The sequence below is a fragment of the Clostridium chromiireducens genome (assembly GCF_002029255.1).
GTDB classification, from domain to species: domain Bacteria; phylum Bacillota; class Clostridia; order Clostridiales; family Clostridiaceae; genus Clostridium; species Clostridium chromiireducens.
The window spans coordinates 83,724-102,336 of sequence record NZ_MZGT01000002.1; the positions used below are offsets into that span (position 1 = coordinate 83,724).

The 18,613-nt window shown below is 32.1% G+C and carries 11 protein-coding genes; 10 read left to right on the forward strand and 1 reads right to left on the reverse strand.

The window, feature by feature from the left end:
• Nucleotides 1-282 precede the first annotated feature (282 nt).
• A complete protein-coding gene (locus CLCHR_RS00940) occupies nt 283-2,112 on the forward strand; it encodes an ABC transporter ATP-binding protein (protein ID WP_242965971.1) in 1,830 nt (609 codons plus the stop codon).
• Entirely contained in the window at nt 2,109-3,914 is a 1,806-nt protein-coding gene (locus CLCHR_RS00945; protein ID WP_079437783.1) for an ABC transporter ATP-binding protein, read from the forward strand. Before CLCHR_RS00940 ends, CLCHR_RS00945 begins: the two co-directional genes overlap by 4 nt.
• Nucleotides 3,915-4,179: 265 nt before the next feature.
• On the opposite strand, the gene CLCHR_RS00950 is transcribed toward CLCHR_RS00945, so the two are convergent.
• The gene (locus tag CLCHR_RS00950) at nt 4,180-5,475 is read right to left on the reverse strand and encodes a glycoside hydrolase family 27 protein (RefSeq protein WP_079437784.1); all 1,296 of its coding nucleotides are present in this window, start codon (nt 5,473-5,475) and stop codon (nt 4,180-4,182) included.
• Nucleotides 5,476-5,670: 195 nt separating this feature from the next.
• Here CLCHR_RS00950 and CLCHR_RS00955 point away from each other — a divergent pair, with 195 nt between their 5' ends.
• From CLCHR_RS00955 to CLCHR_RS00990, 8 genes are all read left to right on the forward strand, one after another.
• A complete protein-coding gene (locus CLCHR_RS00955; protein ID WP_079437785.1) occupies nt 5,671-6,513 on the forward strand; it encodes an AraC family transcriptional regulator in 843 nt (280 codons plus the stop codon).
• Between the two features lie 291 nt (nt 6,514-6,804).
• A complete protein-coding gene (locus CLCHR_RS00960) occupies nt 6,805-8,520 on the forward strand; it encodes an SGNH/GDSL hydrolase family protein (protein WP_079437786.1) in 1,716 nt (571 codons plus the stop codon).
• 339 nt (nt 8,521-8,859) lie between these two features.
• A complete protein-coding gene (locus tag CLCHR_RS00965; RefSeq protein WP_079437819.1) occupies nt 8,860-9,369 on the forward strand; it encodes a GNAT family N-acetyltransferase in 510 nt (169 codons plus the stop codon).
• A gap of 92 nt (nt 9,370-9,461) precedes the next feature.
• Nucleotides 9,462-11,288 (forward strand): ABC transporter ATP-binding protein, encoded by a 1,827-nt coding sequence (locus CLCHR_RS00970; protein ID WP_079437787.1) that lies wholly within the window; start codon nt 9,462-9,464, stop codon nt 11,286-11,288.
• A 1-nt stretch (nt 11,289) separates the two neighbouring features.
• Nucleotides 11,290-13,053: an ABC transporter ATP-binding protein gene (locus CLCHR_RS00975; RefSeq protein WP_079437788.1), complete on the forward strand. Its 1,764-nt coding sequence runs from the start codon at nt 11,290-11,292 to the stop codon at nt 13,051-13,053.
• A gap of 126 nt (nt 13,054-13,179) precedes the next feature.
• On the forward strand, nt 13,180-16,029 hold the full coding sequence (locus tag CLCHR_RS00980; protein ID WP_079437789.1) for a glycosyl hydrolase 115 family protein: 2,850 nt from the start codon (nt 13,180-13,182) through the stop codon (nt 16,027-16,029).
• Between the two features lie 62 nt (nt 16,030-16,091).
• Complete coding sequence (locus CLCHR_RS00985) at nt 16,092-16,784, forward strand: DUF624 domain-containing protein (RefSeq protein WP_079437790.1); 693 nt, start codon at nt 16,092-16,094, stop codon at nt 16,782-16,784.
• Nucleotides 16,785-17,110: 326 nt separating this feature from the next.
• The gene (locus tag CLCHR_RS00990; protein ID WP_079437791.1) at nt 17,111-18,469 is read left to right on the forward strand and encodes a 6-phospho-beta-glucosidase; all 1,359 of its coding nucleotides are present in this window, start codon (nt 17,111-17,113) and stop codon (nt 18,467-18,469) included.
• Nucleotides 18,470-18,613: the final 144 nt, after the last annotated feature.

Genomic DNA, 18,613 nt, shown 5'->3' on the forward strand with positions numbered 1-18,613 from the left:
AATTTTATATATAGATTAGAACAATAATTCTAAAGGAAAATATTCATTATACTGTGAGTTTGTTATTATACTTGGTATTTATTAGAAAACATATATAAAAATTCGTATAAAATCTATAATTCATACGTTTTATATAATTACAGTTTTTAGTAGAATTATCTTGTGGCTTCCTTTACATTTTATTATAGGTTATAAAAAATATTAACCGAATATGAGGGGAAATGGATAAAGCTTTAGAAGTTTATAATTAATTTTAATTTATAGAAGTTAGGGGGTAACAATTTGAAAAGAGAGATAGATACATTAAGAATGTCTTCAATTAAAAACAATATTTTTGCAATGAAAATGGGATGGAAGTTAAGTAAAAGCACTATAATACATGCGTGTATATCATCTGCGCTTGATTATTTTGAATGGATATTCTTCAGCGCAGTTTTTATGAGGTACATAATTAATGGAATTGAAGAGAAGAAAAGTTTTCAATACATACTTAATTTCATAATAATTACGTGTATCTTATTTGTTAGTATAGCCTTATATAGGAGTTATATAAATAATGTCACAATGCAGCTAAATTCTACAACGATATATAAAGGGTTATATGAAAAGCTTTATAAAAAAGCAAGAAATGTTGAGCTTAGCTGCTTTGAAAACCCTGAATTCTATAATAAATATACTATGGCTATTGATGGGGCAGGAGATAAAATTACAAGTGTTATTAAGAATGTCTGGGGAGTGGTTACGGGTGCTATTGCGACCCTCATAGTTTTTTATACAATGTTTTCTATCGATAATATGGCTGTATTATTTGTTATCTTTCCTATCATAGGTAACTTTGTTTTTGGGGGAATAATGAATAAGCTTGAGTTAAAAAGGTACGAAGATAATATACCAAACGAGAGAGTATCACAATATGTAAACAGGGTTATGTACCTTGCTGAGTATGCAAAGGAAATAAGATTATCAAAGATTTATAAACTGATAATAAGAAAATATAATAAAGCTGTGGAAGGAACTGTATCTATCGCAGGGAATTATGCACCAAAGATTGTACCAGTAAATATTTTAAAGAATATCTTTACATTTACTATAATTTTTGAAGGCGTTTTATTATATGGAGCATACAAAGCAATGATAGTTAAAAGTATATCTCTTTCGCAAATGGCCGTTCTTTCAAGTATTATGGTTTCTTCTACTTGGATTTTAATTGGACTTTTCAATTCAATTTTGGAAACTATGAAAAATGGATTATTTGTTAAAAACCTTAGAGTTTTTATGGAGTATAAGGAAGCAATTCCAGAAGATTGGGAAGGAATTATACCTAAACCCTTTATTTCATCAATAGAATTTCGTAATGTGAGTTTTGCTTATAAAGATAACGAATACATTGTGAAAAATCTAAATTTCAAAATAAAAGGTAACAGTATAGCTGCTTTAGTTGGGCATAACGGTGCCGGAAAATCTACTATTATTAAACTGTTATTTAGACTATATGATCCTACTAATGGAGAAATTTTTGTAAATGGAAAAAATATTAAAGAGTATAATTTGAGAGCTTATCGAAAGTTATTTACAGCGGCATTTCAGGATTATAAGGTTCTTGCGCTTTCTATTAAAGAAAATGTTTTAATGGAGCATGAATGTGAAAATGAAGACGAAGCAGTTATGGAAGCATTAAAAAAGGCTGGTATTTATGAAAAAGTAGGTACTCTTCCAAAAGGAATTGATACCATTTTAACAAAGGAATTCGATGAAAGTGGTGCTGTACTCTCTGGCGGACAATACCAGAAGATTGCTGTCGCAAGGACCTTTGTCCAAGATGCACCAATTAAAGTTTATGATGAACCTTCTTCAGCATTAGATCCTATTGCAGAGTATGAACTATATAAGAGTATTATGAAAGAGAGTAAGAATAAAACAATGATATTTATATCCCATCGTCTTTCTTCTGTACGTAATGCAGATAAAGTATTCATGCTTGAAAATGGAGAAATTATAGAACAGGGTACTCATGAGGAATTAATGGAAATGAAGGGTTCTTATGCAGATATGTATACAAAACAAGCCATGAACTATCTGGCATTAAACAGCATAGAGGGGGTAGAGTTATGAAGCAGAAACAAACTTTTAAGCAGGTAATTGATAACAATTTATTCGTATTAAAAATATGCTTTTCTGCTGCACCTTTATATATTATCGCCTATATTCTTGAGATGGTCAGAAATGAAGTTTTTATATTTATCGAACACATTTATGGAATAGGATTTGTACTAGAATCTATTGAATTTGGAAGGCCATTTCGAGATGTAGCTATATTTCTGATTGTTTTATTTATACTAATATGTTTAGGCATGGTTTTCAATGCCTGGATGTATCAGTCTATTGCCCAAAAAGGACTACCAAAGATGAAACAAAAATTCAAGAGTATGCTTTATGAAAAGGCACAGGAACTCGACTTGGAATGTTATGATAATCCGGAATATTATAATGAATTTGTTTTAGCGGTTTCGGAAGCAGATAAGCAGGTTGATAGAATGATGGATTTCTTAAGCAAGCTGTTTGGTGGAATTACTGTATTTGTTACTACGGGGGCTTTTTTCTTAATAAAAGATTCCGTTTCGGTAATTTTTGTAGTATTTTCTTTTATATGTTCTTTTGTATTCATTCAAATAAGTAATAAAATCAACTATGGTATTCGATTAGAAAAAAATCCTTATGAAAGAAAAAGATCATATATTAATAGAGTCTTTTATCTAAATGATTATGCAAAGGAATTACGATTAAATCCTGATGTTTCTAATAAGCTTTTTGAACAGTTCAACGAGGCAAATGATGAAATTTATAAAATTGATAAGGCAAATGCAAAAAGAAAATTTATCATTACTTTTGTTAAAGATTACTTATGCAATGATTTTATAAGTGATGTACTTTATATTATATATTTAGTATATAAAGCAGTAGTAATACGTGCTGTTTCATACAGTAGCGTTGTAATTTTATTTAATTCCTTTGGAAATCTAAAAAGAAGCCTTCGCATCGTTACAGAAGTTTATCCATATGCGAGTGAGACGAGTCTATATGTTGATAAAATCCGCAATTTCTTAAATTACAAGCCAGAAATATTCAGTAAAAAGAAGCTTCAAGTACCGAAGGAACCAAAGAAAATAGAATTTAGTAATGTATGTTTTGCCTATAAAGAAGAAGAAGGAAATATTATTAATAACTTAAGTATTACAATTAATCCTTGTGAAAAAATTGCATTAGTAGGTTACAATGGTGCAGGGAAAACAACATTAATAAAGCTTCTTATGCGTTTATATGATACAAAAAGTGGGACAATCTTATTAGATGGCATAGATGTTAAGGAGTATGATGTAGAGCAGTATCGTAATTATATAGGAACTGTTTTTCAAGATTATAATATGTATGCTGCTACAGTAAAAGAGAATGTATTAATGGATAATGCAGATGAAGCAGCAGAAGATGAAATAATGGAATCCTTAGTGAAAAGCGGATTCGGAGAGAGGTTATTAAGCTTGAAGAATGGAATTAATACCCCTGTTACAGCAGAGTTCGAAGATAATGGTGTAAATTTATCTGGAGGAGAAGCTCAGAAAGTTGCCATTTCAAGAGCATTTTATAAAGATTCAGGTCTAATTATATTAGACGAACCATCTTCAGCTCTTGATCCAATCGCTGAGTATCAATTAAATCATTCAATGCTAGAGGCCACTGAAAATAAAACAGTAATTTTTATTTCTCACAGACTTTCTACTACACGTTTAGCTGACAAAATATTTATGTTGGAAAATGGAAATATTATCGAAGTAGGAAGTCATGATGAGCTTTTAAAGCTAAATGGAAAATATGCTGAAATGTGGCGTGTGCAGGCAGGACAATATTTGGCAGTATAATAGAAGATAATAATTAATGAAATTTTAAGTATAATTCACTTATGAATTTTAACAATATAATGTAACGGTGCTAAGGTTTCAAATATAGACATTAGGCACAATAAAAAATTAATAGATCATTAAGTTGCATATTTTCCATCACCCTGTGTCAGTAAAGTACCATGATGGGCCTGCTATGATGGTACTTTACTTTCCAGTCTGATGAAGAATTTATTTTATATGACTAAAGTTAGAATAATTGTAGTTTGGGGCGACAGTTGTTTTATTATAATTTATATAGTGATGCACCATGTGAGGGAATGTTAGCAATAAGTACATCTTCAACTGGAGGTAAATTTTCATGTTTCCATAAATCACGAGGAGAAACTTTAGAATTAATTCCAATATCTTTTAAAGAGATCTCTAGAATTTGACTTTCTTCTGATAAATTGAATAGAGCTAAATAACAACTATTATCATTAATATCTCTACTAAACCATATTGCATGTTTATTATCACTTTCTACTTGAATTGCTCCATGTGAATTTGATATTAAGTGAAGGACTTCATCATTTGTCAAAAGTTCTAAAGTTTGTGAGTCTAATTTGGTCAATTCAGCTCCAATCATTAGAGGAGAACGGAATATGCACCAAAGGGTCATTAATGTAATCTGTTCATCGATTGTAAAATTAGTATAGCGTTCCTGACCAAAACCTTTACCTAACCACCCAACTGGAATCATATCACAGTCGGGATAACAGCCAGTTGATACATGGTTTTGCCAAATCTCACAACGTTTAAACATATCTTTTAGTGAGTCCCAATTATCCCAAAAGTCATCAGTAATACGCCACATATTTGCATACTTTTCTAAATGCCAAGCTTTTTCTATGACAGCTGGTCCAGGTGAAAGACTTAAAACCATATCTCTTTCAGAATTTAAAATAGCCTTATGAATCATTTCGATTTCCTTTTCGGCTGAATATGGGTTATCTATATAGAAATTAGTGTTGCATATATCATCGACCTTTACGAAATCAACACCCCACTGTGCATATAGTTCAAAAATGGAATTATAGTATTCCTGAGCACCAGGCTTCTGATAATCAACCCCATACATATCAGGATTCCATTTAGACACAGAATAAGGATTTGCAATTTTATCAGCAGTTATATCAGTACCTTTAATTTTCATATGTGTATGAGCAGCATATCTAGGAATACCTCTCATAATATGAATACCGAATTTTAAACCTAAGCTATGAATATAATCTGCAAGAGGACGGAAACCAGCACCATTTTTAGAAGATGGAAACCTGTTTTCAGCAGGAAGCTGCCTAGAATACTCATCCATATTAAAATGGCTAAAATTAATATATTGGTAGTTTGTTCTATCAGTGCCTGCATCAGGATCAGACCATTGAATATCAACAACAACATAATTATAACCATGAGATTTTAAATGTTTTGCCATATATTCAGCATTAGCTTTTACTTCAGCTTCATTTACTGTAGTATCATAATAATCATAACTATTCCAACCCAGAGGTGGAGTTTTAGCAAACGTGTTTTTTAATATCATAATAAAAATCCTTTCTATAATAAATTTTTAATGAATTAACCTAAGTATCACATTAAACTGTGATTTGAAATAAAGTATTTTTTTGATGTGATAATACTATACAATTTTATATTGATATGATACTTTATATTAAGTATATTACAGCACTTTTTAGAGAATCAAGAGCGATAAAATGATAAAAGAGGTGAATTTTTGATGTCATATAAATTTGGATCTTATGGTTTTGTATTTTTTGACGAAATTCCAAATCCACCATTTGAATTGAAGGATATGGGAGTTGAAAAGAGGAATGCTTCTGATTATTATTTTGATAATAATCTTAGAGATATAAAGGGATATCTGTTTCAATACACTTTAAAAGGTTATGGAGTTTTTGAATCAGGAAATCAAAAATATCGCATTGAGGCAGGGAAGGCATTTTTTGTTGAAATTCCAGATGATGAAAAATATTATTGCCCAAATGATTTAGATGAGGATGGATGGCAGATATTATATATTCATTTTGAAGGGACTGCTGTGAAGCCATATTATGATAAGATAGTGAACAAAACAGGAAAGATTATAACCCTTTCTGAAAATAGCAGTGTTATACAGTATTTATTAAAGTTTCATGAAAATTTAAGCAATGGAATGCATATTCAGCCTTATGTAGGAAGTGAAACAGTTTTTCATTTTCTGTGTCTGTTATGTAGTAAAATTGCTTATAATCAAGATGATTATTCCATGAGAACAAGAATAGCAATAGAAAGAATGGAAAATGAGTTTTCAAAACTTGAAGGAATTAACGCATTAGCTGAGGTGTTTGGAATTTCTCTTAGTCATTTTACTAGAGAATTTACTAAGGAAACAGGAGTAAATCCATTGAAATATCTTACAAACATCAGGATGCAGCATGCAATGGAGCTGCTTCATAACACAGAGCTTTCTGTAAATGAAATAGCTTTAAAATGTGGTTTTTCTTGTGGTAATTATTTTAGTAAGTGTTTTAAGAAAAATACGAAGCTTACACCATATCAATTCCGTAATGAAAGAAATTAATTTAGAAGTGATAAAAGGGTGAGGGTTAATATGAAAAATCAATTATATATAAAAACTGGGATAAAATCTATAGTTTTATAGGTTTTAAATTAATAACAATTTTAGTAAGATAATTTTAGAATTAATTCAGCGAATATACCTATCAGTATGACCACATGATTTTAGCTTATTTTTAGTATTGTTGATGCGTTGTGTACTTTCTATTGTAAACGTAAACTTAATCATAGTGACACACTACTGGGAAAATTGTCAGCCTATTTTCCATTATCTCAAGAGGAGGGATAGAGAGATATGATTAATAATTCACAATTAGGGCCTAAAGCACCTAAGGATCCGCAAAAAAAACGCAGCGGTTTCTATATAATGATAGATAAGATTATAGAGGCTACTGCACGATTAGGGGAAAAACCTGCACAGGAAATTTATTTAGATGAAGGGCGTTTGGCGACTAATGCTCAATTTGTAGGAGGTGTTAATGATGAAAAAATCATTGAACTTCTGAAGGACTGTGAAGGTGTTCATAAACTTGTTCATAGTATCGGAGTATCAGTAACGACATCAGATGATGTAGGAACTATTGATTTTGTATTTCAAAACTATGGGAAGGTAGACAGATATGGAGGAGGGACATGTATTAAGGTTCCATGTACCAGAAATGGAGATGAGGTAATCCTTAAGCTGGAGGATTATGAGTGGCTAGCAGATGATGATGTTGTGGGCAAGATGGCATTTGAGTTTGAGAAGCCAGGTTTGACAGCAAAGGTAACGGTGAAGATTTATTTGAAGAATGGATATGAGGTGCCTGAAATTACTGTGGATCCGCCCGTGGAATTTGGAAGTGGCAAGTATAATTCCATGATTTCAAAATCTCTTTTAAATATGGGTAATAACAGAAGGCTAAAAGCTGCAATAGATAAGGCAAGAGAAGGAGAAGATGTAACCATTGCTTATATTGGTGGTTCTATTACTCAGGGAGCTGGGGCAAAACCTATTCATACAGAATGTTATGCCTATAGATCTTTTGTTAAATTTAAAGAGATGTATGGAAAAAATAGTGGAGATAATGTCCGTTTTGTAAAGGCAGGAGTAGGTGGAACACCTTCTGAATTAGGTATGATACGATACGACAGAGATGTTCTCAGAGATGGAAAGGTAAAACCAGATATTGTAGTTGTTGAGTTTGCTGTGAATGATGAAGGGGACGAGACAAAAGGCATATGTTATGAAAGTTTAATCCTGAATATACTTTCGTGCGAAAATAAACCAGCAGTAGTTTTATTGTTCAGTGTATTCGCTAATGATTGGAACTTGCAGGAAAGACTTTCACAGGTAGGAAGGCTTTATGACTTGCCTATGGTAAGTATATCTGATGCTGTGGTTGAACAATTTAAGTTTACCAAAGAGGAAGGAAACATTATAACTAAGAGACAGTTTTTTTATGATATTTACCACCCTACCAATGACGGACATGCTATAATGACAGACTGTCTTGCATACTTATTGGAACAAACTGCAAATAGTTCTTTGGATGAGAAGGATGTTTCATTAGATAAAGAACCAGTTATAGGTAATTCATTTGTAGGCATACATCTTATCGATAAGAAGGACAATGAATGTGGTGCAGTAATAGAACAGGGAAGTTTTAAAGAAACAGATGAAGAACTTCAATTTGTAGAAATGGATGACAATCCTCTTGGTATACCACAATTTCCATATAATTGGATGCATACGCCGGATTCTGGAGATGACAGTTTTCATTTGAAAGTTAATAGCAGAAGCTTGCTGTTGGTCTTTAAGGATTCAGGAAGAATGGATTTTGGTAAGGCAGATGTTTATGTGGATGGTACTTTTGTGCTAACAGCAGATCCAAAAGCAGTAGGCTGGACACACTGTAATGCAGTTATTTTATACCAGGAGGAAAGTATCAGGGAACATAATGTAGAAATAAAGATATCAGAAGACAGTAAGGGTAAGTATTTTACTATACTGGGGTTTGGATATAATTAGGAAGTTTTTAATTTAAGATTAAATAATATTGATAGAAAAGAAGCTGTTGCACTAAAAAATATTGGTGTCCAGCTCTTTTTGTATATAAATTTATGAATTGGGAGTAAACTAAAAATTTAAAAGATATAATTTTTAATGTTTTTAATATAATTTGTTAGGTTTTTTAATTTTTAATTAGTGGTAAATTTTAAGGGGACATGTTTTTAATAAAAATCATAATTTAATACGAATTGATAACATTTACTGATATTATATTAATTTTAGTAGTGCAGATAGTTGCAAAGCCTGATGTTAGATTTTAGGAAGGAAGGTTACTTATTGTTAAGAGGTGAAAATAAAATGAATATAAAAAATTTGCATACAATTAGACTAATATTAATACCTATGACATTGGAGATAACACAATCATTAATAAAGGGAAGTAGTGTGGAAGTTGAGAAGCTTGGAATTAAATGTGATAAAAAATGGCCTACAGAAGATACAATGGATATTTTGCCTATTATAAATAGTTCACTAGAAAAGACTAAAATACCAACTGGATTTGAAACTTGGATGATAGTAGACAAAAATAATAAAAAAATAATTGGAGATATAGGTTTCCATGGAGAGCCAAATAAAAATGGCGAAGTTGAAGTTGGATTTGGACTAGTAGAAGATGAGAGAGGAAAAGGTTTTGGTTCGGAATCATTAGATGCTATTATGGCTTGGCTAAAATTACAAGAAAGCGTTAATATTATTAAGGCTGAATGTTTGATTGGCAATAAACCTTCTGCTCGAATATTAGAAAAAGCGGGATTAAAAGAAGTTAACAGAGATGAGGATTTAATTTACTGGGAACTTATCAATTAAATTTGAGATAAAGGTGAATTTAATTGGGAGATTTCTCTCAATTAAACATTACGGTAAGGCATGGACATATTCATAAAGAAAGGAGTGATTTTATGGAAGTGCTACAGTTTGGTTTTAAATATTGGAAAAGGAACTTACCAGGGGCCATTATTATACAGCTTGTTAGTTATACAGCCATAATTGCAGATCTAATGATTCCTATATTTTCAGAAATGTTTATTGATTATGTTATATGTGATAATAAACCTGCAAATAATGGGATATTTTCATTTGTGCTTAGTGGCAAATATGGTGAGGTTCATTCAGTGAAACTTTTTCTAAGTTTAGCAGTTATGTTTATAACTTTCCTTATTGCAAGGATAATTCTTATTTATATTAAAAATACTACGAATCAACGCCTTGGCCTTAATTTGGAGAGAGACTTAAGGGTAATTACTTTTCGCAAACTCATGGAGTTGGACAGTGAGGCTATTTCACAATATAATACTGGGGAATTATTAACGACTATGAATTTCGATACAATTATGTATAAGGAACTTTTTTGCAGAATGATTCCCAATATATTAGATAGTATATTTGTACTAATTACATGCACATTTTTATTATCAAGTATTAATATCAGCCTTATTGCAATTCCACTAGTTATGATGCCGATTTTCATTATTGCATTGCAGAATTTTAAAAAGGCAGCAAAGGCTAATTACAGCAATATAAGAAAGAGTAATAGCGAGATGAGTTTGAATGTTCAGGAGAATATTGAGGCAGTACGTCTGGTTCGTTCTTTTACTAATGAAGAGCTTGAAAAGAGGAAGTTTGATAAGTCCAACGAGAAAATGAAAAATTCCTATATCAGCCAAATTAATCTATCGGCTAAATTTGAAGTTATATTTAGTTCAATTAAGCAGATATCATATATCGGAACTATTACAATCAGCACAATTCTTGTTATAAAAGGATATATGATGGTAGGATACCTTGTTGCATGCTCTAACTATGTACTTAAGATAATGGATCATATATCACAGATTAACAATACATTGTTCCAAATGCAGCAACAGTTTGTTTCAGGACAAAAAATGATGAATTTCATTAACTGCGAATCTAAAATAACTGATGGCAAAGCAAATTTAAAAATAAGTGGCGTACCTAACATCCGTGTCAAGAATGCATATCTTACCATGGAGGAGAATGATGTACTTAAAGGTGTCAGCCTTGATATTCCATATGGGAAAAAGGTTGGTATTGTAGGAGGAACAGGAAGTGGTAAAAGTGTGCTTTTAGAGTCTTTAGTGCGTATCCACGACCTAACAAGTGGAAGCATCGAGATAAATGGAAACGATATAAGAGATTATTCCCTTAAAGCTATTAGAAGTAATTTTTCGTATGTATTTCAAGAAGTATTTCTTTTCTCTAATACTATTGATTCTAATATAGCATATGCTGAGCCTGAAATTGAAAAAGAACAGGTAATAAAAGCGGCAAAACATGCTCAAGCACACAGTTTTGTTAAAAAGCTTCCAGTAGGCTATGAAACAATTGTTGGAGAGAAGGGAATGGGTATATCAGGAGGACAAAAGCAGAGAGTTTCTATAGCTAGAGCACTTCTCAAAGATTCTCCTGTACTTATACTTGATGATTCAACAAGTGCATTGGATGTCGATACAGAGAAGAGACTTCTTGCAGATATTAAAAAGCATTATCCCAATAAAACTATTCTTATTTCAGCCCACAGGATGTCATCAGTGATTGATTGTGACGAAATAATTTATATGCAGGATGGTATGATTTCAGAGAGAGGAACCTTTGATGAGCTTATGAAGCTTGGAGGTCATTTCGCAAAGGTATATAAAATTCAAGAAGCCCAGAGAAAATCAGTTATCGACTTTGATGCTCTAGCAACAGGTGAGGTGGGAAGATAAGATGGCACAGAGAAATACGTATTTTCAGGATGAAATCATAGAAAAGAAATTGGATATTAAGCAGTTTGGGAGAATTGTACGTTATATCTTCCCGTATAAAAATATTTTTATACTAGTAGGTTTTTTGATGCTTATTTCAGCGGCAGTATCAATGATGGCGCCATTATTACTCAGATATATTATTAATCATACAGTTATAGCTAAGGAGTATGGGGAACTGGTACTCATAGTTTCTGGGTTTTTGGTACTTGCAGCTATTGAAATAGGAATTACGTTTGCTCATCAAAGACTTATGGGTAAAACGGGGCATAACATAATTGCGAAAATAAGGAAAGACATATTTTATAAACTTCAACAGCTGTCATTTGATTACTTTGATTCAAGGCCTGATGGTAAGATAGTTGTACGTGTCACTGATTATATTAATGATCTGGCTAATTTTTTTACCAACAATTTGCTGTTATTTCTTATCTATATAGTAAAAATAGTAGTTGTTACTATATTTATGCTTGCAATAAGTCCTCAGCTTACAGCTATAGTTTTTGGAGCAGTTATCCCTATGATGATATGTGTCTTCGGACTCAGGTATTCAATAAGGAAGCTGTTTGCATATCACAGAGCAAGGCTTTCAAACAGAACAGCGTTTCTTGTGGAATCAATTATGGGTGAAAAAATAGTTAAGAACTATAATAGAATTGATATGAATGAAAAAATATATATGGAAGTTCACGATATTAGCGCTAGAACATGGATGCAGATAGTTATGAGAAATGAACTTAATACACCAACTGTTGAAATATTTTGGAACCTTGGTACTCTCTGTTTGTATGGAACAGCATTATATTTGATACTTCAAGGAAATAGCAATATTGATGCGGGTACAATAGTCGCTTTCATCAGTTATATGAGCCTTTTCAGCGGTCCTCTTACACAGGTTGCTATCATTATACAACAATTGGCTCAGGTAAGTACTAACTTAGAGCAGGTATTTGATACAATTGATTATTCTGTTGAGATTGAAAGTAAGTATAGCGGAATCGAACTCAAAAATGTAAAAGGTCAGGTTGATTTTGATAATGTAACTTTTGCATATGAAGACGGAGTAGATGTCCTGAAGGACTTTAATCTCCATGTGAAGCCAGGAGAAACTATTGCGTTAGTAGGACCTACAGGTGCTGGTAAGACAACAGTAATTAATACTATTACAAGATTTTATGATGTAAATAAAGGCAGTGTTAAGATAGATGGCATTGATGTAAGAGAGGTTACTCTTGATTCACTTCGTAGAGAAATTGGAGTATTGATGCAAGATCCTTTTATATTCAAAGGCACTGTAATAGATAATATACGATATGGAAGACCAGATGCAACAGATGAAGAATGTATTAAGGCGGCTAAGACTATCTTTGCAGACAGATGTATAGATAAAATGAAGGATGGCTTTTATCAGGAGCTTGAGGAACGTGGTGCAGGACTTTCAGCAGGGGAAAAACAACTCATAAGCTTTGCTCGTATTATTCTTAAAAATCCTTCAGTTATTATACTAGATGAAGCTACAAGCTCTATAGATACAGAGACAGAGAATTTAATTAAAGAGGCAATGGACGTAATTCTTAATGACAAAACAGCGTTTATAGTAGCACATAGGTTATCCACCATAAGAAATGCTGATAGGATTCTATATATTGACAATAATACAATTGCTGAAGAAGGAACTCATGAGGAACTTATGAAGCTCAAAGGACTATACTATAGTTTAAATTAGGTCATATTAATAAAGGTTTATGGAAATTGCATAGTAAGAATGATATTAAGTCATATTGTTATTCATTTAGCGTGTAGGTCATAGAAGATAATTATATAGGAATCATGAAGGGGTAAGATAAGAAGTATGAAAAACGTAACAATTGTAGCAGCAGGAAAATCAGCTGCCATATATATAGATACAAAAGGAAAAGATTATAAAGGTTTAAAGCTTGTTGCTAATTCCTTTGCAGAAGATGTTAATTTAGTTACAGGGATAACTCCAGCAGTAGTACCAGACATGGAAGAATTAAAGGAAACAGTAGTTATTGCGGGCTCAATAGGAAATAACGAAATTATAGATTCATTAATTGCGAAAGGAAAAATAGATGTATACTCAATAAAGGACAAGCGTGAATGCTATAAGACACAGGTTGTTGAAAAGCCTATTGAAGGTGTTGATACAGCTATTGTTGTTGTAGGAAGTGATAAAAGAGGAACAATTTATGGTATTTATCGTATTTCAGAACTAATTGGAGTAAGTCCATGGGTTTATTTTGCAGATGTTATGCCAGCAAAGAAATCAGAATTGATTTTTTCAGATAAAGAGTTAAACATCACTTCAAAAGAACCATCTGTAAAATATAGAGGCTTTTTCTTAAATGATGAATGGCCATCTTTAGGATCATGGGTAACTAATGCATTTGGAGATTTTAATGAAGAATTTTATGATAAGGTATTTCAGTTGATTTTGAGATTAAAAGGAAACTTTATGTGGCCAGCTATGTGGAGTGCTGTATTTAGTGAAAATGGTAAAAGCTATCCTTTAGCTAATGCGGAGCTTGCTGATGCATATGGTATTGTAATGGGGACATCTCATCATGAGCCAATGTTTAGAGCAGGTGAAGAATGGAAGAATATTAATGGTCAATATAGTACAAACCCAATATGGGATTTTTCAAGCAATGCAAATTCTATAACAAAGTTTTGGGAAGATGGACTTAAGCGTAACAAGGGTCTTGAAAGTCTAATCACTATAGGTATGAGAGGAGAGCAAGACTCTGCATTAAAAGGTTCTGAAGAAGAAAACATCGAACTTTTAAAGGATATCATCAGAACACAAAAGCGTTTATTAAAAGAACAAGGTCTTGAGGACGTACCTCAGGTTCTTACTATATATAAGGAAGTAGAAAAATATTGGTATGGAACAGATAATGCAGAGGGACTAAGAACTTGGGATGTATTGGATGATGTGACAATTATGCTCGCAGATGATAACTTTGCTAATGTACGTACCCTCCCAGAGGAAGCAGAACGAAATCGCAAGGCTGGCTGGGGAATGTACTACCATTTTGATTATCATGGAGGTCCACGTTCTTATGAATGGGTAAATACAACTCCCCTTGAAAAAGTATGGGAACAGATGACTATGGCTTATGATTACGGTGTACGTGATATATGGATTGTTAACACTGGAGATTTAAAACCAAATGAATTTCCTGTTTCCTACTTCTTAGATTTGGCCTATGACTTTGAAACTTGGGGTGTTAATGGAAGAAATAAGACCAAGGAATATACAAAGAAGTGGACGATGCAGCAATTTGGAAATGCTGTAGACGAAGATGTATTAGATGGGATCGAGAGTATACTAATAGGCTACACTAAAATGAGCGGATGTAGAAAACCTGAGGTCACTTTTGCTGATACATATAGTTATATAAATTATAATGAAGCACAAAGAGTGATGGAAAAGGCAATTGATTTAGAGAATAAATCCAAGAAATATTATGATGAGATGCCAGAAGTATATAAGGACGCATATTACCAGTTGGTTTATTATCCTGCAGCAGCATCTGCAAATATTGTTAAAATGCAGATATATGCAGGATTAAATAATCTGTATTATAAACGAAATAGTGCACTTACAAATTTATATGCTGAATTGGTAGAAGAATGTAAAGTAAAAGATATTGAAATGCAGGCTTATTATAATGACAATATGTCTAATGGTAAGTGGAAGGGAATGATGAGTTCTCCTCATATAGGATATATGGAATGGAGTCCTGATAGCTGGACGTATCCGGAAGTTTTTAAAATTTCGCTAAAAGATGGAAGTGCCATGATTGTAGATGTACAAGGAACTGAAGAAGCATACTGCTATGGTACAGCGGTTCTGCCGGCCTTTACAAACTTGGGTAAAGAGAGTTATTCTATTATTATCAGCAATGGAGGAAACACAGAATTTGATTATAAAATTGAAACAAGTGCAGATTGGATAAAGCTAAATAGTAAACAAGGAACTATATCTGATGGAATAAAAATTAATGTTTTAATAGATTGGAATAAAGTATCAGAGACATCAAGTGGTTTCATAATTATTTCGGGTACAGGTAAAACAGTAAAGGTAAACGTTACTGCTGAAGTTATTGATATCACTGGTTTACCAGATATGACCTTTGTTGAGGCACATGATGTGGTTTCTATTGAAGCAGAGCATATAGTAGATAAAGCCCAAAAATCAAATGTGGAATGGAAAGTACTTAAAAATTACGGGCGTACTTTATCTTCAATGAAGATGTTCCCTACAACTGTGTCCTTTGAAAAAGCAGAAGATGCACCATATTTAGAATATAGATTAAGGGTGAATGAGGACGCAGAATTTACTCTAACAACCTACGTTGCACCAACCAATAATTTAACTAAAAAGAGCAGATTAAAATATGCAGTAGCCTTTGATGATGAGAAACCAACTATAGCAGATGCTCTGCCAAAGGATTTTATTGCTGGAGATTACAATAATGACATTTGGTGCAATGCAGTTTTGGAAAATATTCATATAACTACGACTATTCATAAATTAGATAAAGGAATGCACACACTTAGATTCTATGGATTGGATGCAGGATTAGTATTGCAAAAGCTGGTATTATCAAAAGGAAAACTTCCAAATTCGTTTTTTGGACCAGAAGAGAGTTTTAGTATAGAAAAAACATATTGAAATCTATTTTGCTATCAAATCTTCATAGAATCAGAACGACTAATAGTATAGGAGGAAATACAATGAAAGAATTTTATGATAAACCAATTTATGCGATTACAAATTATATGATTGGGTTTTGTTTAAGTAGTATCTACGTAGCAATTTGCAATATACTTCTCATACTACTTTTAATTTTAACTGTAATATCTCCTGATAATTTTAATTTCTTTCTTTTATTTATATGCCTAATCCCTTTAGGACCATCTTTAGGTGCGTTATATAGCACTATAGGGAAGATAATCCGTGAGAAAGATATTTATTTTTCTTCAGTCTTTTGGAATTCCTATAAGAAGAATTTTTTTTCTAATCTTAAGCTTTGGCTTATTGAGCTTATCCTAATAACAATATTTTTCATTGATTTTAGATATTTCTATGTGAATATGCCTCAAACGGGTATACATATAATTATTGCTTTACTTATGATAATATTGCTGGTTGCAGGGTTATATGCTTTCTCTATAAATTCTAGGTTTGAGCTTAAATTAAAGGATTTATTAATGTTATCCTTATATTTTATGATTAAAAAGTTCCCTACTACTATTTTAAAGATTATTGTCTTAGTTTTGGCATATTATTTACTAAAATCTGTTTCTATTGTATTTCTAATTTTTGTACCTAGCATAGTATGTACTATCTTCACCTACTATGATAGAAATATCTTTTTAGAAATAGAAGATAAGTTTACATCATCTGCTCAAAATCCTTTAAGCTAAGGAAATATAATTTTTAATCTATTCCAGATATTCTCTTGTGAACTGAGCATGGGAGAGTATCTGGAATATTTTTCATGAACTTTTATAAAACAACTTGTTTTATAAAAAAACAAATAACTAAAAAGTAGCATGTGTCACTAAAATCTCCAAATTCAGATATTTTACCTTGATTTATGATATCTTTAAGTAAAGGATTACTTAAACCATATACATGTGTGGATAACTCCAAATTCCCGTCACTTAGAATTAATTCTGAGGTGTTTTCACTTTATTAGAATGTGATTGGAAAATAAAGTTTATATATAAATCAAGGGAGGAAATGTACTGTGAGAAAAGAAAAAATTAAAATAGTAACTATTGGTGGAGGATCAAGTTATACTCCTGAGTTAATTGAAGGATTTATTAAAAGAAAAGCTGAACTTCCAATAAAAGAAATATGGCTTGTCGATATTGAAGATGGAAAAGAAAAATTAGAAATCGTTGGAGCTATGGCTCAAAGAATGGTTAAAGCAGCAGGTTTGGACTGGGAAGTGAATTTAACTTTAGATAGGAGAAAAGCACTTAAAGATGCAGACTTCGTATCAACTCAATTTAGAGTAGGTCTTTTAGATGCAAGAATAAAAGATGAAAGAATTCCTTTAAGTCATGGAATGATTGGACAAGAAACTAATGGTGCTGGTGGGATGTTTAAAGCCTTTAGAACAATTCCAGTAATCTTAGACATAATAGATGATATGAGAGAATTATGCCCAGATGCATGGCTTGTCAATTTCACTAATCCATCTGGTATGGTAACAGAAGCGGCTATTAAATATGGTGGATGGGATAGAACGGTTGGATTGTGCAATGTTCCAATTAATTGTATAGAAGACGATGCCAAAAAGCTTGATGTTCCTTCAAGTGAGTTATTCTTTAAGTTTGCAGGGCTAAACCATTTCCACTGGCATAGGGTATGGGATAAAGAAGGAAATGAAAGAACAGCAGAAGTAATTGAAAAATTGTATAACCCAGAACTAGCAGAAGAAAAGAAGGATGCAGGAGTTGCAAATATAAAAGATATTAAATTTAACTATGAACAAATTAAAGATCTAGGAATTTTACCTTGTCCATATCATAGATATTACTATGTTACAGATGATATGCTACAAGAGGAACTTGAAAGTTTCTCAAAAGGAGAAACTAGAGCAGAAGTTGTAAAAAGAACAGAAGCAGAATTATTTGAATTATATAAAGATCCAAAACTTGATTATAAACCAGAACAATTAACTAAGAGAGGCGGAACTCACTACAGTGATGCGGCATGCGAATTAATTGCTTCAATCTATAATGATAAGAGAACAACAATGGTAGTTTGTACAAAGAATAATGGGGCATTAGAAGATCTTCCATATGACTCTATAGTAGAAGTTTCAAGTATAATTACATCCCATGGACCAGAACCAATTAACTTTGGAAAATTTGATCCGGCTCCAAGAGGTATGGTTCAAATAATGAAGGGAATGGAAGAAACAACAATTTCAGCAGCGGTTACAGGTAATTATGATAAGGCACTTCACGCATTTACAATAAATCCACTAGTTCCAAGTGGAAAAGTTTCTAAAATTGTATTAGATGAAATGTTAGTAGCGCATAAAAAGCATTTACCTCAATTTAAAGATGTAATAGAAAAATTAGAAGATAAATAGGAGAGATTAATAATATAGGATATTTGGGGTATCTTATGAAGGAAATATTAATTATTCCTTTCAAGATATTCTGTGATCAGATTTGATTTAAGTGGGAGCAATCCCCACTTAAATTTTAATAAAGTTTATGATAAAGATGTTTAT